A 21,721-nucleotide genomic window follows, 5' to 3' on the forward strand; every position below is an offset into this window, starting at 1 on the left:
CTATTTGTAACCGCAGAGGCGCGACACAATCGGTGCGCCCAAAATAACCAACACCATGCGAAACACATGGTGTGACACCACAAATGCCACATCGGCCCCAACAATCAGTGCCAGAACCACCATTTCAGCCTGCCCACCCGGCGCCAGTGCCAGCAATGCCTCGCGCCCCGGTGCCAGATCCAGCAAAACTGCTGTTTCCACCATCGCAAAGGTCAAGGCGATCAACAGCAGGCAAAACCCAACCCCCGCCAGCAGGTCGCGCCGCACCTCGGCAAGGGTGATGCCGGAATATTTTGCACCGACCGTCAAACCGATAAAGAACTGCGCCAGCCAGATCGCCTCAGCCGGGGGGCGATGCGCCAGAAACCCGCTAAGGGTCATCGCCGCTGCCGCAATCATCGGCCCCAGAATAGAGGCACCGAAGAGGTTCACCTGTTCAGCCAGCTTCCAGCCACCGATGGCACAGATCACCATCAGGGCCAGTTCGCCCAGCGGGATCGTCGCTGCAGGTGCCCCCGGTGGGTTGGTTAGATCAACGTTCCAGATCATCTTCAGGATGAAGGGCAACGCGACAACGATCAGCAACACCCGTGTCGCGTGGATCAACGACAGTGTGCGTGGATCACCGCCAGCCTCTTCGCCAAAGGCCAGCATATCCTGCAACCCACCGGGCATGGCCGAATAATATGCGGTCGGGAAATCATAGCCCCAGACGCGGCGAAAATAGGGAACACCGACACCGCCAATGATCAGCACACTGAGCGGGATCATGATCAGCGTCGGCCACATCGCGGGAAACCCCGCCAGAACCGCGGGTGTCAGTGTGGCGCCCACCGCAACACCCAATATGGTGCGCATGGTCTGGTTAATGGGCTTCACACCCTTCAGGCGTATGCCAAGCGCCGCCCCCAACAGGCAGGCCATAATCGGCCCCAGCAACCAAGGCAGTGGCAAATCCAGCAGATGGAATGCCCCCACCCCGATCAGGGCAAGAGCAAAGGTTTGCAAGATATGGCGCCAATGAGGGGTCACAGCATCAGTCTACTGTGAAGTTGCCACAAACCTGCGCGGTGGAAAAACGGGCGCGCACATCCTGCAGGCGTTTGGTCGAAATGGTTCCCATCACCGATCCGACCTGATCAGGGGCCATAGTGGTGGCAACACCCCAAGGATCCACGATCATCGACCGCCCGCCAGTGGGGCGCGATCCATCTGGGAAACTGCCAAACTGGTTCACACCAACCATATAACACTGGGTGTCGATCGCACGGGCGCGCATCAGGGTTTCCCAATGGTCGCGGGTGGTGTTGAAGGTGAAACAGGCCGTAACCATAATCACATCCACCCCAGCACGGGCCATCGCCATATAGAGATCGGGGAAGCGCAGGTCGTAGCAGACGCTACAGCCGAAGGTCAGACCGCCCGCCTCGTAGGTGACAACCTTGGTGCCCGGACCGTTCATCGACGATTCAGAATAGACCGTGCCGTCAGGCGCCACGTAATCAAACAGGTGGATCTTGCGATAGGTGGTGACCAGCTCACCCTGCGGATTGATCACGGCGGTGGTGTTGAAAAAGCCGTCTTCGGCCTTTTCAGCAAAGGATCCGCCATGAACCCAGACGTTGTTTTTCTGCGCAGCCTCTTGCAGCATCGACAGAATACGACCGCCGGGAATGGCCTCTGCCTCGGCGCGGCGGCGCTCTTTGTCGGTTTCACGCAGGGCAAAGTGTTCCGGCAGAACCACCATTTCAGCGCCTTCTGCGGAGGCTTCGTCAATGGCCGCACGGGCATTGGTCAGGTTTTCGGCAACATCTTTTTGGGCCGCCAGTTGCAGCAGGGAAATACGCATGAGAGCGTCCTTTCATATTGGGGTCATTGGCGCCCCTCTTGGGGGTCGCGGGCGCCAGATGGATTGCTTATTCGTCTTCGATAACCGGAGGGGTGATCAGGGCTTTGCGCACGCGCATCACAACCATGATCGCTGTCAGGATCAGGATGGTCAGCGAAATCGGGCGCTGAACGATGATCCATAGGCCGTCATTGTCCAACAGCATGGTCTGACGCACCGCCCTCTCCATACCGCCACCCAGCAGCAGCGCGATCATGAAGGCGGGAATGTTGTAGTCATACCGGCGGAACAGGTAACCGATGATGCCGAACACCACCATTATCCACACATCAAACAGCGATGAGTGCAGCACATATGCAGATGAGACCGAGATCATCAGGATGAGCGAATAGGTGATGCGCGCAGGCACCGCCAGAATGATCCGGCCAATCATCGGGCTGAACCAGAACCCGACGATAAAGTAGGTGACGATACAGAACAGACCGGCACTGAACAGGGCGTAGATCAGCAGGCTGTCTTCGGTGAAAACCTGTGGGCCAACGGTGATGCCGTGGATCAGCATCGCCCCCGCCAACAGTGCCGCCTGTGTCGACCCCGGGATACCCAGTGTCAGCAGCGGGATCAAGTTTGCACCCGATGTGGCGTTGTTCGCCGCCTCAGACGCAGCGACGCCTTTGACCTCACCGTTGCCCCATTCATCATCCGGTTTCGCCTGACGGCGGGCTTCGCCAAAGGACAGGAAGGATGCAACCGATGCACCAATGCCCGGGAACATCCCGACGGATGCACCAATGAACATCGACCGGATGATGGTCGGCAGGACGCGGATATAATCCCACAGGCCAAATCCGTCATCTGGTTTGCTGACGCCTTCCTTGCGGGTGCTTTCATCCTTGTGTGAAGTGGCGCCGAAATCCTTGACGTCAAAACGGTGGAACACCTCACCCACAACAAAAATACCAATCAGCGCAGGCACCAAAGGTAGGCCGTCCATCAGCGGCAATTGATCAAAGGTCATACGCAGGTTGCCAGAAATCGGGTCAAACCCAACCAGCGCCAGCGTGATGCCAAACAGTGTGGAAATGATACCCTTGAGCATCGACGTACCGATGATGCTGGAAATCACCACAAAGGCCATGATGTAGATGGTCACCAGCTCTGGCGGGCCGATCTTGACCGCGTAGACCGCCAGATAGGCCGCACCGAAAATCAGCAAACATTCCGAAAAGAAATCCCCCGTGGCCGAGGCGGCAGTGGCCGCGCGCAGCGCTTTGACCGGGTAGCCTTTGCGCGCTAAGGCGTGCCCTTCGATCATGGTGGCCGCCGCCGATGGGGTGCCGGGGGTGTTGAACAGAATTCCGGGGATCGAACCACCGAAGTCTGACGATTTCGAAATCGTATACATCAGGATCAACGCGATCAGCGGATCCAAATAGAACGAAAACGGCAGCAGTAGCGCCACAGCGGTGGTCCCGCTCAGGCCGGGTACCGCGCCGACCAGGATACCCGCGACCGACCCGATGATCGCGACGATCACTGCGCTGGGGCTGGAGAGGAAAGCGCTCAGGCCTTCGAGAAAGGGCAAAGACATTGGTAAGTTCCTTTCTGACCTGATTAGAACGCGTTGAAGAAGTCACGCCGCCACGTGGGCAGCACATTGTTCAAACCGGTGGACAACAGCGCGCCATCCTGTTCGGTAATCCCCAACAGGAAGAAGAACAGCAGGTACGATCCAACCGCAAAACAGGTTGCGATCATCAGCGGTTTGCGACCAAAATTTTCGGTAAACAGCGCCAGCGCAATATAGCCAACCGCAACGGTTGCGATCAGATATTCCACCGCCCAGAACAAAACCGGATAAGCGAGGCCCACCAGCGCAATCACCACGCCACGACGCCCCATAAAAGCCTGATCTCCGCTTTCGCGTTTGTGGGAGGTGACAGAAACGACAACCAGCAGCGCGACTGAAATCGCCACGATGATCAGGGCAAACATGATGCCGTTGTCCTGCAATGCACCTTGCCAGCCATACGGTGTTAGCAGATCATACGCACCAGCGCCAAACAGCGCGATCATGAAGGCCCCGAAAAGCACCTCACCATTTAACCACTTGGTCATGTTTTCCCTCCCCTGCGCGCGGCGCATCAACCAGCCGCGTTCTGATCGTTTCATGTGGGATCAGGGCCGCATGTCGCGGCCCCAATCTTATGTGTGATCCATCACCGGATTACAGCGCGCCTGCGACTGCATCGGTGGTCGGACGCCAGCTGTCCATCAGCTCTTTCATGTGCTCAAGGGTTTCAGCACCGTCCATGAACACCACGTTCAGGTTGGCCTTTTTGACCTTTTCCTGAGTGGCCGGATCGTCGATGGCGAATTTGAATGCTGCGGTCAGTTCGGCCACAACATCATCCGGCGTGTCGCGCGGGGCCAGCACGATGTAAGGTGCAGGCATTGCAACAAATTCGGTGCCCTGTTCGGCAAATGACTTCATGTCGGGCGCCAGACCATCACGTTCGTTGGCCATAACGCCGATCGCGCTCATGGTGTCGAGGTTGGCAAGGTAGTGGTGGGTGCCCACAACACCAAAGGCGACCTGATCGCCAATGATCGCCGCACGCGCCGGGGCGCCGCCTGCAAAGGGAACGTCCTGCACTTTGTCTTCCAGACCGTTGCTGATCAGCCAGCTGGTCATCGCAACATCGGTGATCGACCCTTTACCGGTGTGGGCCCAACGCAGCGGGTTGCCTGCTTCGTAGGCGTCTTCGATTGCTTTCTTCATATCCGCAACCGAATTCAGGTTGCGCGCCTTGGGCGCAACAACTGCAAGGTTGGCAACAGCAACATGCGCAACAGGTTTGAAGTCTTCCAGTACGTTCACACCGGTTTCTTTCACCATGGTCGCAATCATCGCGGAACCGGAAATCATCACAACGGTCTGACCGTCGGCTTTGGCCGGTTTGGTGAACTTCAGACCGATCAGCTGACCCGCGCCGGGACGGTTGGCCACAACGATGGGCTGATCATCCAGTGCCTCGGTCAGAGCAGGCGCAAAGATGCGCGACAGCGTGTCCAGACCGCCGCCGGGTTTCGCGCCAACAACGATGGTCACGGGACCGTTGGGGAAATCATTGGCCATGGCCGGGGCAGATGCCCCGATCACGGCAATGGCCGCGCTCGTCAGTAGGGTTTTAAGATGTCCAATCATGGTGTCCTCCCTTTCGTGGAACTCAGTGATAGTGGTGGTGGGCAAAGCGTGTCAGTTTTTCCAACACATGGTTAAACAGCACCTCACCACGGGCCGCGGAAAACGGCACATGGCGGGGATTTGTCTTGGCGTCCGGCGAAACATCCTCGACATAGATCGGTAGTTCGACGTTCAGGTTTTCGAACCGACCCTGAGACATGCCCTTGAACTCCAGACCGAAAGGCGCAGCCAATTCAGTGGCGCCTGCATCAAGGTTGGATTTGCAGTCTTCGGGGAACAGGTATTCGCTAAGCGATCCCATCGGTTCGGTGCCGTGTCCTTTTGCGCTGGGTCCCAGATCGGGGTGGATGTCGTGCCAGACAGCATCGTCAAAGGCCGCCCAGATATTCACTGAGGGCACTACGATATCATGTTTTGCACGGATCAGGCGCAACTGGTTTGCAATCAGTCCGGTGTTGCCGCCATGCCCGTTGAGAACCAGAATGTTCTTGGCCCCGTCACGGATCAGGCTGGTGATGATTTCAGAAAAGACGGCCGCGTATGTTTCGGCGCTCAGCGCAATGCCGCCCTGACAGTTCTGGAAATAGGTGGCGTGCCCAAATGGCAGCACAGGCACGGCGACACCGCCAACCCGTTCGGCCAGCGCTTCGGCCATGCGATCCGCCAGACGATAATCCCCCATCGGTGTGTAATTGCCATGCGGTTCGGTTGATCCAACCGGCACGATAAAGAGCGCCTCTTTGGCAAAGGCGTCTTTGGCCTGATCAAATGTCAGACGTGCCAGGCTGTGTTTGTCGCGGCTCATTGGCCTTGCTCCTGATTTTTCTTGATTGTTGGATCCACCGCCGCGTCCGCGGCAGGGATCAGGTATTTTGCAACACGCTCTTCTGCACCGGTCAGAACCGACAGATTGGCGCCATCGCGCAATTGCTGCTGACGGCCACCGCTGACCGCCTCTTTCTTGCTGGCGGCAGCCGCCACAGTCATGGCATTCGCACGCGGCACGCACAGAACGCCGCTTTCATCGGCAATGATCACATCGCCCGGATGCACAGTGACACCCCCGCAGGTGACAGGCACATTCAATTGTCCCATCGGCGGGTCCATACGGCGCGTTGTGATTGGGGACACCCCGTTCGACCAAACGGCAAACCCGTGTTCGCGAATTTCGTCAGGATCGCAGATCGGGCCATCAACGATGGCACCAGCGGCGCCAGCCACAGCCATTGCCAATCCGACATTCCCACCAAGGCAGGCCATGCGCGTATCACCGCAGCGATCAATCACCACAACATCCCCCGGACGCAGTCGCGCCGTCAGATAATGCAACAGCGCCGTATCCGGCGACGGCAAACGGATCGTAACCGCTGTGCCGATGATACGCGTATCCGGTTGGCGGGCCGTGATCTGACGATGATCCAGAAACCCATCCCACAACAAATGACCGACGGTCGCCACTGACACACCGTCAAAGGCCTCGATCACTGCGGCGGGCAGCTGCGCAGGCATCGGTGAGATGTGGTAGCCATTTTCCATTTGTACGTTCCTATGCAAAATGTTCGAACATTTTTATTTAGGCTAATCATAAGCAAAATTTCAGTCAAATAAATTTTTACCTGTTCGATTGACTGAAAAAGGCGCTATGCTTTGACTATGGAAAATCACAGCGTCTCTCCCGCCGAAACAAAGGTGAACACCGCAGATTCCCCCAAAGAATCCGTGACCTTACGGATCTATGAGGAAGTTCTGGAGGATATCCGCTCGGGCAAACTGGCCCCGGGGAGCAAGTTGAAGGTGCGCGATCTGTCCACCACCTATCGGGGTAGCGTCGGTTCCTGCCGCGAAGTGATGAACCGCCTGATGGGCGAACGGTTCGTCGAATCGCGGGGAATGACTGGATTTAAGGTGAAGGGGCTGTCAGCCGTCGACTTTGCCGAAGTGCATGACCTGCGTGACGCGCTGGAAGCCCACGCGCTGCGCACCGCAATCGACATTGGCGATACCGCTTGGGAAGAAAACCTGATCCTTGCCTATCACCGACTGACCCGTGGGGGCGGCATCGAAGACGATATCGTCTCCCGCGAGGCGCGCCATAGGAACTTCCACCTTGCGTTAATTGATGCGGGATCGTCGGACTGGCACAAATTCTACGTGCGGGTTCTGAACCTACATGGTGAACGCTATCGCCGCATCCTGCTGCCCAAACGCATCCAAAACCCTGACTATGTGGCCGAAGTGGACGCAGAACATCGCCAACTGATGGAGCTATGCCTTGACCGCGATGCCGATCGGGCTGCGGTGCTGCTAAAACGCCACCGGTCGCGGTCGCGGGCGGACCTGTTGAACGAATTGCACAAACTCGCCCCAGACAGCTAAGCGGCGGACGTAATTACGTAGTCTCACGGATCACAAGCAGCGACCGAACCTATTATCCTGCCCGCCAGTTAAGGGAGGTCCGCATGAACGTAAAACAACCCCAAACGGTGCCACAATGAACCCGGCAGAATGGCTGGCCCGCACGGCAAGGCGCGATGCTGACCGCCCTGCCCTGCTACATGGAGAGGTCATCACACATACCTACAGCCAATTTCACACCGCCGCCGCACGCCTTGGCGCTGGTCTGCTGTCGCGCGGCATCGGCAAAGGGGACCGTATCGCGGTATTTATGAGCAATCGGATCGACTATCTGATCGCACTCTATGGGATCTGGTTCACTGGCGCGGCTGCAGTTCCGATCAATGCCAAGCTACACCCGAAAGAAGCCGACTGGATCATCGAAAACGCCGATTGCGCCCTAACACTCAGCGATGACGCGCGTTCGGCGGATCTCACGCGCCCCGCCATTTCGGTGGATGGGACGGAATGGGCGGATTTGATAGCCATGCCCCCCATGCCCCGACCGGTGGACATGGATAGCAGCGATATGGCCTGGCTGTTTTACACCTCTGGCACCACAGGCAAGCCCAAAGGTGTCATAATCACCTGTGGCAACATCGCGTCGATGGTCAGTTGCTATTTCATCGACGTTGATGACGTGCTGGAAGGCGACGCCATCCTTTATGCGGCGCCGATGTCACATGGCGCGGGGCTGTACAATTTCATGCATGTAATCCGCGGCGCACGTCATGTGGTGCCAGACAGTGGCGGTTTTGAACCCGCCGAAATCCTGTCTCTCGGTCGCGCTCTCGGCTCGGTCACGATGTTTGCCGCGCCGACAATGGTGCGGCGTTTGGTCGATTGCGCCAAGGCGAGCGGCTCAACTGGTGAGGGGTTACGCACCATCTGCTACGCAGGCGGCCCAATGTATGAGGCCGACATCCTAGAGGCCGTCGCGGTGATGGGCCCACGTTTTGTCCAGATCTACGGTCAGGGGGAATGCCCGATGGGGATCACCGCGTTGCCCCGCCATGACGTGAGCGACCGCACCCACCCCAACTGGCGCGCGCGGCTCAATTCAGTTGGTAAGGCGCAGACAACCGTGCAGGTGCGTATTATGGATGCGGCAGGCGTCGAATGCCCCATTGGCACCAGCGGCGAAATCACTGTACGCGGCGATACGGTGATGCCCGGCTATTGGCGCAATACTGACGCCACGACCAAAACCCTCCGCGAGGGGTGGCTGTGGACGGGCGACATGGGAACGATGGACACCGATGGGTATGTGACCCTGCAGGATCGGTCAAAGGACATGATTATCTCGGGCGGATCCAACATATACCCCCGCGAAGTTGAAGAGGTGCTGCTATCCCACCCCGAAGTGAGCGAAGTCGCTGTTGTCGGTCGTCCTCATGCCGATTGGGGTGAGGAAGTCGTCGCCTTCATCGTCGGCACCGCCACTGCTGAGGGTTTGGATGCGCTATGCCTAGACCAAATCGCGCGTTTCAAACGGCCCAAGACGTACCTAAACGTCTCTGAGCTGCCCAAAAACAACTACGGCAAGGTGCTAAAGACTGAATTGCGTACAAAACTGGCACGCAGGCCAGAGGGGAACTGATCAAATCAGGGTATCCTGCGATATTTCAGTCGCCACCTCCAGAATGTGACGTTCCAACAACCGCGCCGCTGGTGACAGGGTCGAATCGGCACGCCGCAGCAGGTGAATCTCACGCTTTACCTGTGGGCCGCAAAGGGGACGAAAAACAAGGTTGGCGGAATTAATCGCATTGATCACCATCTTGGGCAAAACAGTGATGCCGATATTCGCATGTACCATCCCCATAATAGAGGTCAGGTTATGCGCCGAAATCAATGCCCCGGCATGCAGTTGAATCGATGGTTCCGCGCCAATGCTCGCCGACAGAGAATTGGCAATCAGTCGCTCGTTCGCCAACGCCTCCCATGGCACGGGACCTTCCTCTTGGGCCAATGGATGAGTGGGGGCACAAATCACGCCAAAGGTGTCAGATAGCAAATGCTGGCTACTCAACCCTGCCGTTTGCTGACCGATGGTCGCAATGCCGATGTCGATGCGATCTCGGGATAATTCGTGCAGGATCGACGTAGAATCCATATCGCGCAATTCGATATCGACATTGTGGTAGTCGCTGATATGGCGTGAAAAAACCTGCGGTATAATCGTGCCCGCAACAGAAGGCACTGTGGCGATGCGCACGCGACCATGGGTTGCCTTGGCAAAACCTTCGATAGCTTTGACAGTGTTGTCGAACTGTTGCAGTTCGCGTTCCGCTTGTTCCAGAACGTAGGCACCCAAAGCAGTCAGTTTGCTTTTGCGATCGGTTTCAAACAACGGTTCGCCCAGATGGGTTTCCAACTGCTTCAGCATCATCGAAACAGCCGAAGGCGTGCGCCCCAGCGTTTGGGCCGCATCGCTGAGGTTGCCGCTGCGGGCAACGGTGGCGAACCCCCGCAGCATCTCGATTTTGAGCGCCATGCCGACACCTTCAATTTTTCTTAAATTGCCTTCAATAATTTTAGTTTGATTGAACTATAAAAGAAAGTCCATACGCAGGGAAACTGACTTCTAAATGAGGCGATACCGCTATGGCTGATCTGCAGAAAAACCTAATTGCCGGCGAATGGCTGGCTGGCGTAGGCGAAATTGAAAACCGCAACCCTTCGGATCTGTCCGATCTGGTGGGCATCTTTGCTCAGGCCAGCGGCGACCAGCTGGAGGCAACGCTTGATCAAGCAAAGATCGCACAGAAAGAATGGGCCGCATATGGTATTGAGCGCAAGCAAGCCGTTCTGAACGCCATCGGCAACGAATTGATGGCACGCTGCGAAGAGCTGGGCACCCTGCTGGCGCGTGAAGAAGGCAAACCCTTCGCCGAGGGTAAGGGCGAGGTTTATCGCGCGGGCCAATTCTTCACCTACTATGCGGCTGAATGCCTGCGCCAGATCGGTGAAAACGCCGACTCCGTACGTCCCGACATCGAAATCGACGTCCGCCGCGAAGCGGTAGGTACTGTTGCGATCATCTCGCCCTGGAACTTCCCGACGGCAACCGCATCGTGGAAAATCGCACCGGCGCTTTGCTATGGCAACGCCGTAGTGTGGAAGCCCGCGAACATCACCCCGGCCTCTGCCGTTGCATTGACCGAGATTATCAACCGTCAGGACATCCCGAAGGGTCTGTTCAGTCTGGTGATGGGCGCAGGCCGTGAAATCGGTCAGCGTCTGGTCGAAAGCCCGAAGGTCAACGCCATCTCCTTCACCGGTTCGGTTCCTGTGGGCAAAGGTATCGCCGCCGCTGCCATCCAGAACCTGACCAAGGTGCAGATGGAAATGGGGTCGAAAAACGCACTGGCCGTTATGGACGACGCGGATCTGGATCTGGCCGTTTCGCTGGCCCTTGGCGGCGCCTTTGGTGGCACCGGTCAGAAATGTACTGCCTCCTCGCGTCTGGTCGTGCATGAAGCCGTGCATGATACCTTCGTCGAAAAGCTGATTGCTGGCACGCAGGCGATGAAAGTGGGTCACGCGCTGGAAGAAGGCACGCAGATGGGCCCCGTTGTCAGCGAACAGCAACTGAACGAAAATCTGGCCTATGTTGATCTGGGCAAATCCGAAGGCGCAGAGCTGGCCTGTGGCGGCGTGCGCTTGGAAATGCCGCACAACGGTTTCTACATGTCGCCCGGCGTGTTCCTGAACACCACCAACGACATGCGCATCAACCGTGAAGAGATGTTTGCGCCGCTGACCTCTGTGATCAAAGTTGGCAGCTATGACGAGGCGCTAGCCACCGTCAACGACACCAACTTTGGCCTGACCTCGGGCATTGTGACCAAATCGCTGGCCCGCGCGACGCACTTCCGCCGCAATGCGCAGACCGGTGTTGTCACCGTGAACCTGCCTACCGCAGGCACGGACTACCACGTGCCGTTCGGCGGTCGTGGCGACAGCTCCTACGGTCCGCGTGAACAGGGCAAAGCCGCGGCAGAGTTCTACACCACCGTGAAAACCGCCTATATCAGCGCAGGTGCTGTCTGATGCTGATTGATGGTCTTCAATACGCCAACTGGTCGGAGAAGATCTTCCGCCAGCTTCGTGAAGGGGGCGTGGATGCAATCCACGTCACCATCGCCTACCACGAAAACTTTCGTGAAACGGTTCTGAACTTTGAAAAGTGGAACCGCTGGTTCGAAGAGTATCCGGACCTGATCATGAAAGGCCTGTGGGCCAGCGACATCGACAAGGCGCGTGAAACTGGCCGCACGGCAGTATTCTTCGGGTTTCAGAACCCCTCGCCCATCGAAGACGACATTGGGCTGGTCGAAATCGTTCACACCCTTGGCGCACGCTTCATGCAGCTGTCCTATAACAACCAGTCGCTGCTGGCGACCGGCTGTTATGAGGCCGAAGATCCCGGCATCACCCGCATGGGTAAAAAGGTCATCAAAGAGATGAACCGCGTGGGTCTGGTCATCGACATGAGCCATTCTGCCGATCGTTCCACCATCGAAGCGGCAGAGCTGTCCGAACGTCCAATCACCATCACCCACGCCAACCCGCATGAATGGGCACCGGCATTGCGCAACAAACGGGACAACGTGTTGCGCGCGGTGACGGAAAACGGCGGCATGCTGGGCTTCTCAGTCTACCCGCACCACCTGAAGGACAAATCCGACTGCACGTTGGAAAGCTTCTGCGAAATGGTGGCGCGCACTGCCGACAAATATGGTGCGGAACATCTGGGGATCGGCACAGACCTGTGTCTGGATCAACCCGACAGCATCGTCGAATGGATGCGCGTTGGCCGCTGGACCAAGGAAATCGACTACGGCGAAGGATCCAAATCCGCGCCCGGTTTCCCGCAAATGCCCAGCTGGTTCGAAGACAACCGCCACTTTGGCAACATCGAGAACGGCCTGAAGGCCGTGGGAATGAACGACGACGAAGTCGCCGGGATCATGGGCGGCAACTGGTACCGCTTTTTTGCAGAAAACTTCGAGCCACAAGCCAAAAGCTAACGGATTCGAAGAAATATTGTGGCCCCGGGTGAACAGGAGGGGCCACCACCAAGGAGGGAAGTATGACGGACAAATCGTTGGAAACAAACGGTCAGGAAGGCAAGGTGAACAAGCCGCTTTTCCTGATCTCAGGGGGCTTTATCGGGCTGTTCTGTATCGCTGCGCTGGTCAACCTTGACGCGCTGTCAGCGGCTGTAGACTGGGGTTTTAACATCTCTGCCACGTATTTCGGACTGTACTGGCAGGTTCTGCTGCTGGCGACATTCCTGATCGGTCTACTGCTGTGCGTTCTGCCCGGCGGCAAAGCGATCCTAGGCAATCTGGCCGCGCCGGAATTTACCACATTCCAGTGGGGTTCGATGATCATGTGTACGCTGCTTGCTGGCGGCGGCGTGTTCTGGGCTGCAGGTGAGCCGATTGCGCACTACCTGTATTCCCCGCCACTCTACGGCGCTGAAGCAGGCACGCCTGAGGCCGTAAATGCAGCCATGGCACAGAGCTTCATGCACTGGGGTTTCCTAGCCTGGGCCATCCTTGGTTCGCTGTCGACCGTAATGCTGATGCACTACCACTATGAAAAGGGTCTGCCTCTGGCGCCGCGCACCCTGCTATACCCTGTGTTTGGGGACAAAGCGATCAACGGCCCGATTGGTCTGATTGCTGATGCCTCATCGATCATCGCTGTGGTTGCGGGCACTGTTGGTCCTATCGGTTTCCTTGGGCTACAGGTCGCCTATGGTCTGGAGGATCTGTTTGGCATCCCGAACGGGTTTGCAACGCAGTTCATGGTGATTGCGGCACTTGTCAGCATCTACACCATTTCTGCAATGACTGGCCTGTCGCGTGGCATTCAGCTCTTGTCCAAGATCAACGTCATTCTGGCCGCTGCACTGCTGCTGTTTGTGTTGATCGCAGGGCCGACCGGTTTTATCTTTGGCTCGTTCTTCTCTGGTTTTGGCACCTACATTGCCAACTTCTTCCAGATGGCGCTGTATCGTGGTGATGCGGGTCTGTTTGGCGCACCTGGCTGGCTGGGCTGGTGGACTGTGTTCTTCTGGGGCTGGTTCATGGGCTATGGCCCGCTGATGGCGATGTTCATCGCCCGTGTCTCGCGCGGCCGTTCGATCCGTTCGATCATCATCATGCTGTCGATCATCGCGCCGATCGTGACCAACTTCTGGTTCACCATCATCGGTGGCACCGGCATCTCGATGGAACTGGCTGATCCGGGCACCATCTCGAAAGCCTTCGAAGGGTTCAACCTGCCTGCGGCGCTGCTGGCGATCACGTCAAACCTGCCGATGGGCTTCCTGATCTCGATCCTGTTCCTTATCCTGACCACGATCTTCGTAGCCACCACCGGCGACTCGATGAGCTATGTGATCTCCGCCACCATGACCAAAGGCGACAACCCGCCGGCGGCTGTGCGTGTTTTCTGGGGGATCGCTATGGGGGTCATGGCCGTGATCCTGATCTCCGTCGGATCGGGCGGTGTCTCCAAACTGCAGAGCTTTATCGTTGTCACAGCAGTACCTGTGTCACTGATTTTGCTGCCTTCGCTGTGGGATGCCCTGCGCATCACCTTGGCGAAAGGGAAAGAGAACTAAGTTATGGTTGGGCGCCTTTGGGCGCCTAACACTCTCGTCGTGTATTCGCGGCCTGTTTCCGGCATGTCGCCTTACCCCCCGAATGCACAACCGTTCTGACTGCAAAGGCCAAGAGCATGACCGATATTCAACGCCGTGCCCCCAACACCGTTATGCGCCTCGCGCGTTTGGGTTCCATCCACCAATCCCGCCTGTCATTCATGCGCGTGCTGACCCGTCGTCTGGCCCGTGAAGGCTGGCGTTTTGAGAAAACCGCATTTGATGTGAATGACGCAGGCGAAGGCCATGCGGTTTACACCGTGCACGGTCCCGAACGTTCGTATTCACTGATTGCATTCGCCCACGATCTGCCAGCTGAAAAACGATCCGACCGCGTGATCGCGGAGGCATGGGATGCGACCTTTACCCTGTTTGATGGCATCCCCACTGCCCAAGACATCGAACGCCTTAGCAACAACATCCCGGTTCAAGAAGCTGGCCGCGTCACCGGAACAGAATTGTCCGTGTCGCGCGCCAACCGTTCCGTGCGACTGTGGGAACATGTGGTGTCCTGCCTAGCAGATGGACGCCAACCTGACCCCGAACAGATTAATGCCGTTGGCTATCTGATGCGCACCACTGCGGTCTATGGATCCGGCAAGCTGGGCGCGGCTGATCGCGAAATGATTGCCGACCGCCCCGAATTCGCCGCCCCGTTTCAGGTGGAAATGCTGTCGGTCTACCTGACCCGCTGGTTCGTGCTGGATTTGGTACAGCATATGGCAAACCGTCGCGCTGCCGCAAACGGCACCACCGCTGCAAGCCTGTCGCCTGAACTGGGCCGTTCGATGGGGATCGGCAACTCTACCGGCCTCGGCATGGCACCGTTTCTGCTGAACCATCCGGTTCTGTTCAACAACTGGATTTCCGCCCGCGAAAACGCAATTCAGACCGTGCGCAGCCTGGCATCCGCCAGCCCTGAAGACGTGGCACTGTTCAAGTCGCTGGTCGCGCGCAGCAAAGTCACTATCGCTAAATGGCATTCTGAACATCCGATCCAGATCGAGAAGCTACAGGGCCTGCGATCTGACGTGGCCAAGGTAGACGCCTATCTGGCTGCAGCAGATCTGACGGATGACCACCCTTGGGATAAGCTTTATCGTTGGGCAGCGGACACGCTCTCGCTGGAGGGGCAGGAATGGATTGCCTCCCTGATCCTTGAACCCTACGGGGCATTGGTGGACGACTTTGCATGGGATATGGCAGCCGACAACACCGCCACCTTCCGTATCGCTGGCGCGATGAGTGTGCGCGATCTGCGCGCCCTACTGACCGACGTGTATTCTTGGGCGATCGATACTGACTGGCAGAGCCCAGCCAACCGCGCCCGTGCGTGGTATGTTTCCGAAGAAAAACTGGAACCGCGGCTGGGTGAACGGTTCGAAGAGCCGATCGAGGAATATGAACAACCGCTGGCACCGGGTCGCGATGCCGCGCAGCTGTTCAAAGCGCTGTCCCACTGGCCGGATGAGGCACAGGTAGCCGACTTCCTACTGCGCCACCCCGAACACCGCCACGTACTGCGCCGTGCCCAGATCGTTGGCCGTGCGCCTTATGCGGAAATTCGCGACAACACGATTTCCGATCAGGTTCTGCCAATCGACATGCTGCGTTGCAAACTGGCCTTCTTTGGGGCCACGCAATTTGACCCGCGTTCGGATCGCTGGGTGCGCATCTGCATGTACGGCAACGCGCCGCTGCCGATGGAACTGACCCCTGAAAACGCCGACTTCTGGGTATTCCCGGCTGCTGACACCAAACTCGAGGAGAGCGCAGCATGAGCCACTCATTGAACGAAATCGAAGCGATGAGCAAACGCGCCGCACGCGGCGCTGGCCTGTCCTGGGGCCTGTCCGAAGAGGCCGCCAAAGGTACGCGCTGGCTGTCGGCATTCGGTTTTCCGGGAACAGAAATGCTGACCGAGCTGTTGCAGATGAACGACCGCATCCCGCCGATTGATGTATCGCCCGTCTCTCTCAGTGCGGATATCTGGCACGCCCCAACCCGCCGGATGAGCCCGTTGATCGCAGGCGCATCGCTGTCGGACTGCGCCGTGCGCCTGTTGGAACGCGGCACCATCACCATGCAAAACGTCAGCCTGCCCTTGCTGGCGGTGCCCTTCATGGGCGGCGCGGCATTGCGCCTTGGCGTGCCCGTCGCCGCCGAATGGGACGGTGCGCGGGTTGCCACTGATGGCAAGCAACTGTGCGTGCAAGGCGAAGCAGAGGCGTTGCGATCCAAACATGCCGCCACGCTGGTCTTTTCTGCCCCTGCAGAAATGACCGGAAAACGCGAACCCGTCATGCGCGCCGAAGTGTGCGAAGATAGCTGGGACCAGCTGGGCAAATTTGCCCACCGCACCTTTGCCCCCGCCACCGAAGAAAGCCGCCTGCGCGGCGCGGGCGCGGGCGTTAGCGACAACGACTAATCTCTTGTGCGGGTGGATCCTCCCCCACCCGCATCCGATGTGTGAAATAGAAAGATCAAACATGACCGCCACGGAAACACTCTCCCTCGCAGAAATCGAAACGCTCGCCTTTGACGCACTGGTCAAGGCAGGCACATCCGAAGAGAATGCCCGCCCCCTCGCCGTTGCCACCGCCATGACAGAAGCGGATGGCGTTGCATCGCATGGCCTTGCCTACATCCCGATCTATGCCCAGCACGTTGAATGCGGCAAGGTTGACGGGCAGGCAAAACCTGTTGTGGATCAACCCCGCCCTGCCGTCGTCACCGTGGACGCGGCCACGGGTTTTGCCCATAGCGCCATCGATCTCGGCTTTGAAAAACTGATCCCGCTGGCCAAAGAAATGGGCGTTGCGGTTCTGGCTGTGAACAATTCCTACAACTGTGGTGTTCTGGGTGTGCACACCCAACGTCTGGCACAGGCAGGCCTGATGGGCATCGGTTTCACCAACGCGCCAGCCTCCATCGCACCGTCGGGCGGCGCCAAGCCTGTTGTAGGCACCAACCCATTCTCCATCTCGGCCCCCGACGCTGAAGGGAACGCCGCGCTGCTGATCGACCAATCTGCCAGCACCATCGCCAAAAGTGAGGTGATGAAACACGCCCGCGAAGGCCAACCCGTGCCCGAAGGCTGGGTTCTGGATGCAAACGGCCAGCCCACCACCGATCCTGAGGCAGGCCTGAAAGGGTCCATGGTTCCCTCTGGCGGCTACAAAGGCGTGGGCATCGCGCTGACCGTGGAACTGATGGCCGCAGCCATGACTGGCGCGACCCTCGGCTCTGTCGCCAGCCCGTTCTCTGGCACCGCAGGTGGCCCGCCGAAGACCGGCCAGTTTTTCATCGCGATTGACCCCGAAGCCACATCCGGCGGTTTGTTCCAGGAAAAACTGGCGGCGCTGGTCGCATCGTTCCGCGACCAAGACGGGGCGCGCCTGCCCGGCGATGGCCGCCAGACTGCCCGCGTGCGCGCAGCAACAGACGGCGTGGCCGTAAACGCCGCCCTGCTAGAGAAAGTACGTGCACTGCTGTGAGCGACGGATAACAGCAACGCGACAGCGCAATAAAAAGGCCGGTCATCCCATATCGGGAATGACTGGCCTTCATTGTATTTGCAGACAGCACGTGGGCTTATCCCAACGTGATCATGCCAAACGAGATATCAACTCTCTGTCCAATTCAGGGTCTGCCCATTGTAGTAGGCGGTCAGTTCATCCGCGAAAGTTTTGTAGATATCCATGACCTCATCAACCGATGGTGCCTGCAGATTATCAATGCGTTCCATGTAAGGACAGTTCACGACCGAAATCGCGCGACAATCCTTATCGAACACGGGAAATACCAAGTTGGTGACCCCCAGAACGGTAGATGAGGGCATCCGCTCATATCCGACTTCGCGGATCCGTGCGACATGGTCCATAAACTCCGCACGGTCGATTTCTGGCTCTCCGGGTGCCAGCTGGTGGTCATCCAGCAGCTCGTCGATTTGCTCATCCGTTCGAAACGCTGCAAGCACACGACCAGTACCAGTATTGCCCAGACCGACAACGGATCCCGCCCGCAGCGAAAGCCCCCAACTCCACGGCGAGGAAACCGAGGCGACGATGACAATGCTGCCATTGCTTTCCATCCCCATATGGCAGGACTGCCATGCCCGTTTGGTAATCACCCGCATCCGGGGAATCGCTATTTCCAACAAACGCTCCACCGGAGGGAGCCGCTGAGAGACCGCAAATAGCTTCAGGCTGAGCGAATAGAGGTCATCTTCGACGGAACGAATGACATAGCCACGCTGAACCAGCGTGGACAGCATACGGTAGATTTCACTCTGCGAGCGGTCCAGCGCCTTTGCAATGTCACCCTGGGACATACCGCTACCGCTAATCGACAAAAGTTCAATAATATCAAGGCCCTTTTCAAGGGCTGGCGCACTGTATTTGGTCGTTTTCTGTGTCAATTCGCGCTCCTCCGCGGGTGGTTATAGCAAACTCGGCTCGTCTCTCAAGGCTAGCAACGGAAACTGACATGTTAGCACTTCTTTCATGTTAGTATTTACAGATAAATGAATTATTTGTATTTGGATAAAAGAGGAGTTGCTTGGAGGAGGAAAATTGGTGGCGCGTGAGCAACGCGCATCCGCAGCATTCGAGGAGGGCACAGCCCTGCCGTCACAACGCAAAGCGCACCAAATCCCCTTCATCTGAAATCGAGGACGAAATGCTACAATCGAAGTACCGACTGGCCGGAAAACGGGCCCTGATTACGGCCGCAGGCCAAGGCATCGGACGTGCAAGCGTCGAACGCTATGTCGCCGAAGGGGCCAAGGTCATCGCCTGTGACATCAACGAAACCGCTCTGGCTGAATTGTCCGCCCTTGAGGGTGTCACTGCGCTGAAACTGGACGTCACAGATGCCGAAGCCGTCACACAGGCCGTGGCAGAGGCAGGCCCGCTGGACATTTTGTTCAACTGCGCTGGGTTTGTCGGCGCTGGGTCCATTCTGGAATGTGACGACGACCAGTGGGATTTCAGCTTCAACCTGAACGCCAAGGCGATGTTCCGGCTGGCCAAACTGGTACTGCCCGGAATGCTGGAAAACGGAGGCGGTGCCATTATCAACATGGCATCGGTTGCATCGTCGGTCAAAGGTGTCCCCAACCGCTTTTCCTATTGCGCCTCGAAGGCGGCGGTTGTTGGCCTGACCAAGTCCATCGCCGCGGATTTTGTCACCAAAGGCATCCGCTGCAATGCGATCTGCCCCGGCACCGTTGATAGTCCCAGCCTGCATGACCGCCTGCGCGCCACAGGTGACTATGAAAAATCGCTGCAAGACTTCATCGCGCGCCAGCCGATGGAACGCATCGGCAAGGCCGAAGAGATCGCCGCGCTTGCCACATATCTGGCCAGTGATGAGGCCGCCTTCACAACGGGTCAGACGTTCGCCATCGACGGCGGTTGGACCATCTAACCGAGGAAAAGAATATGAAACTTCTGCGTTATGGCCCTGTTGGGCAGGAAAAACCGGGCCTGCTGGATACAGACGGCAACATCCGCGACCTATCTGACAAAGTCGCTGATATCTCGGGCGCTGTGCTGTCGGATGCTGGCCTTGCTACGATCCGCGACTTGGACGTAGACGCCCTTCCCTTGGTCGAAGGTTCCCCCCGCATTGGGGCCTGCGTCGGGCAGGTGGGCAAATTCATCTGTATCGGTCTGAACTATGCCGATCACGCCGCTGAAAGCGGCATGGAATTGCCCGAAGAGCCGGTGATCTTCTTCAAAGCAACCTCAGCGATTACCGGTCCCGATGACACCGTGGAAATCCCCCGCAATTCGGTCAAAACCGACTGGGAGGTCGAACTGGGCGTCGTGATCGGGAAAGAGGCCAAGTACGTATCCGAAGCAGATGCGCTGGATCATGTCGCTGGATACTGCGTCGTGAATGACCTGTCTGAACGTGACTTCCAGCTGCATCGTTCGGGCCAATGGGTCAAAGGTAAATCCGCTGACACTTTCGGCCCAATCGGTCCGTGGTTGGTAACACGCGACGAAATCACCGACCCGCAGAACCTGCCAATGTATCTGGAAGTGAACGGGCACCGCTATCAGGACGGTTCCACCAAAACTATGCACTTTGATGTCGCGACGGTCATCTCGCATCTGTCGCAATTCATGTCGCTGCAACCCGGCGATGTCATTTCGACCGGCACCCCTCCGGGCGTCGGGCTGGGCCAGACACCCGAGGTCTACTTGAAACCCGGCGACGTAATGGAATTGGGCATCGAGGGTCTGGGCGTACAACGCCAAAAGGTCGAGGCAAGCGCATGACCAAGATCACAGGTCTCAGAACCGAAGATCTGCGCTTCCCAACCTCGGCCAGCTTGGATGGGTCGGACGCAATGAACCCCGATCCGGACTATTCCGCGGCCTATGTGGTTCTGGAAACAGATGGTCCTCATGCAGGCCATGGCCTTACGTTTACAATCGGTCGGGGCAACGAAGTGTGCGTTGCCGCGATCGAAGCATTGGGCGCGCTGGTCATCGGTTTGGACCTGGACTGGATCACTGAAGATATGGGCCGGTTCTGGCGCCATATCACCAGCGACAGCCAATTGCGCTGGATCGGCCCGGACAAGGGCGCGATCCATCTAGCGACCGGTGCCGTGGTCAATGCCGTTTGGGATCTGTGGGCCAAAGAGGCTGACAAACCAGTGTGGCAACTGGTCGGTGAAATGAGCCCCGAAGAAATCGTGCGCCTAGTCGATTTCCGCTATCTGACGGACGCGATTACCCCCGACGAGGCGCTGGCTCTGCTGACAAAGGCCGCCAGCGGAAAACAACAGCGCATCGCGTCGCTACAGGCCGAAGGATACCCCTGCTACACAACCTCGGCTGGTTGGCTTGGCTATACTGATGAAAAGCTGCGCCGCTTGTGCCGCGAAGCGAAAGCGGCTGGTTTCACCCACACCAAGTTCAAGGTGGGCCGCGACCTGGCCGATGACATCCGCCGCCTGACCATCGCACGCGAAGAATTGGGCGACGACATGAATATCATGATCGACGCCAATCAGGTCTGGGAAGTGGATCAAGCCATCGACTGGGTCAAGGCGCTGTCGTTTGCGCGTCCTTTCTTTATCGAAGAACCGACAAGCCCTGATGATATTTTCGGCCACAAGACCATTCGCGAAAGTGTGGCACCGATCAAGGTTGCGACGGGCGAGATGTGCCAGAACCGCATCATGTTCAAACAGTTCATCCAGCAAGGCGCGATTGACATCGTTCAGATCGACAGCTGCCGGATGGGTGGCCTGAACGAAGTGCTGGCCGTCATGCTCATCGCCGCAAAATACGATCTGCCCGTCTGGCCTCATGCTGGCGGCGTGGGCCTGTGTGAATATGTGCAGCACATGTCGATGATCGACTATGTCGCCATATCGGGTGAGAAGGACAGCAAGAGGATCGAATTTGTCGATCATCTGCACGAACACTTTGTGGATCCCTGCGTTGTCAAAAATGGTGCCTACATGGCCCCGCAGCGCCCTGGCTTCTCGATCCAGATGAAACCCGAAAGCATCAGAAATTTCCGTTTCCTGCCAAAACTGGCAGCGGAATAACCCCTGCCGCCT

General features: G+C 57.8%; 20 protein-coding genes. 11 read left to right on the forward strand and 9 right to left on the reverse strand.

All coding sequences use genetic code 11. The features are described from left to right. The 7 genes from TM5383_RS06585 to TM5383_RS06615 form a co-directional block, all read right to left on the reverse strand. Window positions 1–1,011, reverse strand: a complete 1,011-nt coding sequence (locus tag TM5383_RS06585) for an AbrB family transcriptional regulator (RefSeq protein ID WP_058318419.1) — start codon at window positions 1,009–1,011, stop codon at window positions 1–3. A 25-nt stretch (window positions 1,012–1,036) separates the two neighbouring features. Then, a complete protein-coding gene (locus TM5383_RS06590; protein ID WP_058318214.1) occupies window positions 1,037–1,849 on the reverse strand; it encodes a carbon-nitrogen hydrolase family protein in 813 nt (270 codons plus the stop codon). Window positions 1,850–1,916: 67 nt separating this feature from the next. Further along, window positions 1,917–3,440, reverse strand: coding sequence for a tripartite tricarboxylate transporter permease (locus TM5383_RS06595; protein ID WP_058318215.1), 1,524 nt, complete (start codon window positions 3,438–3,440; stop codon window positions 1,917–1,919). A gap of 23 nt (window positions 3,441–3,463) precedes the next feature. Then, window positions 3,464–3,967 carry a hypothetical protein gene (locus tag TM5383_RS06600; RefSeq protein ID WP_143570194.1) on the reverse strand — a complete coding sequence of 168 codons (504 nt, stop codon included), beginning with the start codon at window positions 3,965–3,967 and terminating at the stop codon, window positions 3,464–3,466. Between the two features lie 109 nt (window positions 3,968–4,076). Continuing rightward, window positions 4,077–5,057 (reverse strand): Bug family tripartite tricarboxylate transporter substrate binding protein, encoded by a 981-nt coding sequence (locus TM5383_RS06605; protein ID WP_058318217.1) that lies wholly within the window; start codon window positions 5,055–5,057, stop codon window positions 4,077–4,079. A 22-nt stretch (window positions 5,058–5,079) separates the two neighbouring features. Then, window positions 5,080–5,862 (reverse strand): creatininase family protein, encoded by a 783-nt coding sequence (locus tag TM5383_RS06610; RefSeq protein ID WP_058318218.1) that lies wholly within the window; start codon window positions 5,860–5,862, stop codon window positions 5,080–5,082. Next, window positions 5,859–6,593 (reverse strand): RraA family protein, encoded by a 735-nt coding sequence (locus tag TM5383_RS06615; protein WP_058318219.1) that lies wholly within the window; start codon window positions 6,591–6,593, stop codon window positions 5,859–5,861. The genes TM5383_RS06610 and TM5383_RS06615 overlap by 4 nt, the downstream gene beginning before the upstream one ends. A gap of 117 nt (window positions 6,594–6,710) precedes the next feature. Between TM5383_RS06615 and TM5383_RS06620 the strand changes: the two genes are divergently transcribed. Further along, entirely contained in the window at window positions 6,711–7,433 is a 723-nt protein-coding gene (locus TM5383_RS06620; RefSeq protein WP_058318220.1) for a GntR family transcriptional regulator, read from the forward strand. 115 nt (window positions 7,434–7,548) lie between these two features. Continuing rightward, window positions 7,549–9,051 (forward strand): class I adenylate-forming enzyme family protein, encoded by a 1,503-nt coding sequence (locus TM5383_RS06625; RefSeq protein WP_058318221.1) that lies wholly within the window; start codon window positions 7,549–7,551, stop codon window positions 9,049–9,051. On the opposite strand, the gene TM5383_RS06630 is transcribed toward TM5383_RS06625, so the two are convergent. Beyond that, window positions 9,052–9,948 carry a LysR family transcriptional regulator gene (locus TM5383_RS06630; protein WP_058318222.1) on the reverse strand — a complete coding sequence of 299 codons (897 nt, stop codon included), beginning with the start codon at window positions 9,946–9,948 and terminating at the stop codon, window positions 9,052–9,054. A 110-nt stretch (window positions 9,949–10,058) separates the two neighbouring features. Here TM5383_RS06630 and TM5383_RS06635 point away from each other — a divergent pair, with 110 nt between their 5' ends. From TM5383_RS06635 to TM5383_RS06660, 6 genes are all read left to right on the forward strand, one after another. Next, on the forward strand, window positions 10,059–11,507 hold the full coding sequence (locus tag TM5383_RS06635; RefSeq protein ID WP_058318223.1) for an aldehyde dehydrogenase family protein: 1,449 nt from the start codon (window positions 10,059–10,061) through the stop codon (window positions 11,505–11,507). Beyond that, entirely contained in the window at window positions 11,507–12,487 is a 981-nt protein-coding gene (locus TM5383_RS06640) for a membrane dipeptidase (RefSeq protein ID WP_058318224.1), read from the forward strand. The genes TM5383_RS06635 and TM5383_RS06640 overlap by 1 nt, the downstream gene beginning before the upstream one ends. Window positions 12,488–12,549: 62 nt before the next feature. Further along, entirely contained in the window at window positions 12,550–14,094 is a 1,545-nt protein-coding gene (locus TM5383_RS06645) for a BCCT family transporter (RefSeq protein WP_058318225.1), read from the forward strand. A gap of 116 nt (window positions 14,095–14,210) precedes the next feature. Beyond that, complete coding sequence (locus TM5383_RS06650) at window positions 14,211–15,914, forward strand: hypothetical protein (protein ID WP_058318226.1); 1,704 nt, start codon at window positions 14,211–14,213, stop codon at window positions 15,912–15,914. Further along, window positions 15,911–16,561: a DUF3726 domain-containing protein gene (locus tag TM5383_RS06655; protein ID WP_058318227.1), complete on the forward strand. Its 651-nt coding sequence runs from the start codon at window positions 15,911–15,913 to the stop codon at window positions 16,559–16,561. Before TM5383_RS06650 ends, TM5383_RS06655 begins: the two co-directional genes overlap by 4 nt. A 61-nt stretch (window positions 16,562–16,622) precedes the next feature. Further along, window positions 16,623–17,630 (forward strand): Ldh family oxidoreductase, encoded by a 1,008-nt coding sequence (locus TM5383_RS06660; RefSeq protein ID WP_058318228.1) that lies wholly within the window; start codon window positions 16,623–16,625, stop codon window positions 17,628–17,630. 128 nt (window positions 17,631–17,758) lie between these two features. Here the strand turns inward: TM5383_RS06660 and TM5383_RS06665 are convergent, their stop codons facing one another. Next, a complete protein-coding gene (locus TM5383_RS06665; RefSeq protein ID WP_058318229.1) occupies window positions 17,759–18,553 on the reverse strand; it encodes an IclR family transcriptional regulator in 795 nt (264 codons plus the stop codon). Between the two features lie 260 nt (window positions 18,554–18,813). On the opposite strand from TM5383_RS06665, the gene TM5383_RS06670 reads away from it, so the two are divergent. Genes TM5383_RS06670 through TM5383_RS06680 form a run of 3 tightly spaced genes read left to right on the forward strand, consistent with a single transcriptional unit; the run spans window position 18,814 to window position 21,709 of the window. Next, window positions 18,814–19,563 carry an SDR family oxidoreductase gene (locus tag TM5383_RS06670; RefSeq protein ID WP_058318230.1) on the forward strand — a complete coding sequence of 250 codons (750 nt, stop codon included), beginning with the start codon at window positions 18,814–18,816 and terminating at the stop codon, window positions 19,561–19,563. Window positions 19,564–19,577: 14 nt separating this feature from the next. Next, on the forward strand, window positions 19,578–20,423 hold the full coding sequence (locus TM5383_RS06675; RefSeq protein WP_058318231.1) for a fumarylacetoacetate hydrolase family protein: 846 nt from the start codon (window positions 19,578–19,580) through the stop codon (window positions 20,421–20,423). Continuing rightward, window positions 20,420–21,709: an L-fuconate dehydratase gene (locus TM5383_RS06680; protein ID WP_058318232.1), complete on the forward strand. Its 1,290-nt coding sequence runs from the start codon at window positions 20,420–20,422 to the stop codon at window positions 21,707–21,709. Before TM5383_RS06675 ends, TM5383_RS06680 begins: the two co-directional genes overlap by 4 nt. Window positions 21,710–21,721: the final 12 nt, after the last annotated feature.

It is taken from the genome of Thalassovita mediterranea (assembly GCF_001458435.1).
Lineage (GTDB): Bacteria > Pseudomonadota > Alphaproteobacteria > Rhodobacterales > Rhodobacteraceae > Thalassobius > Thalassobius mediterraneus.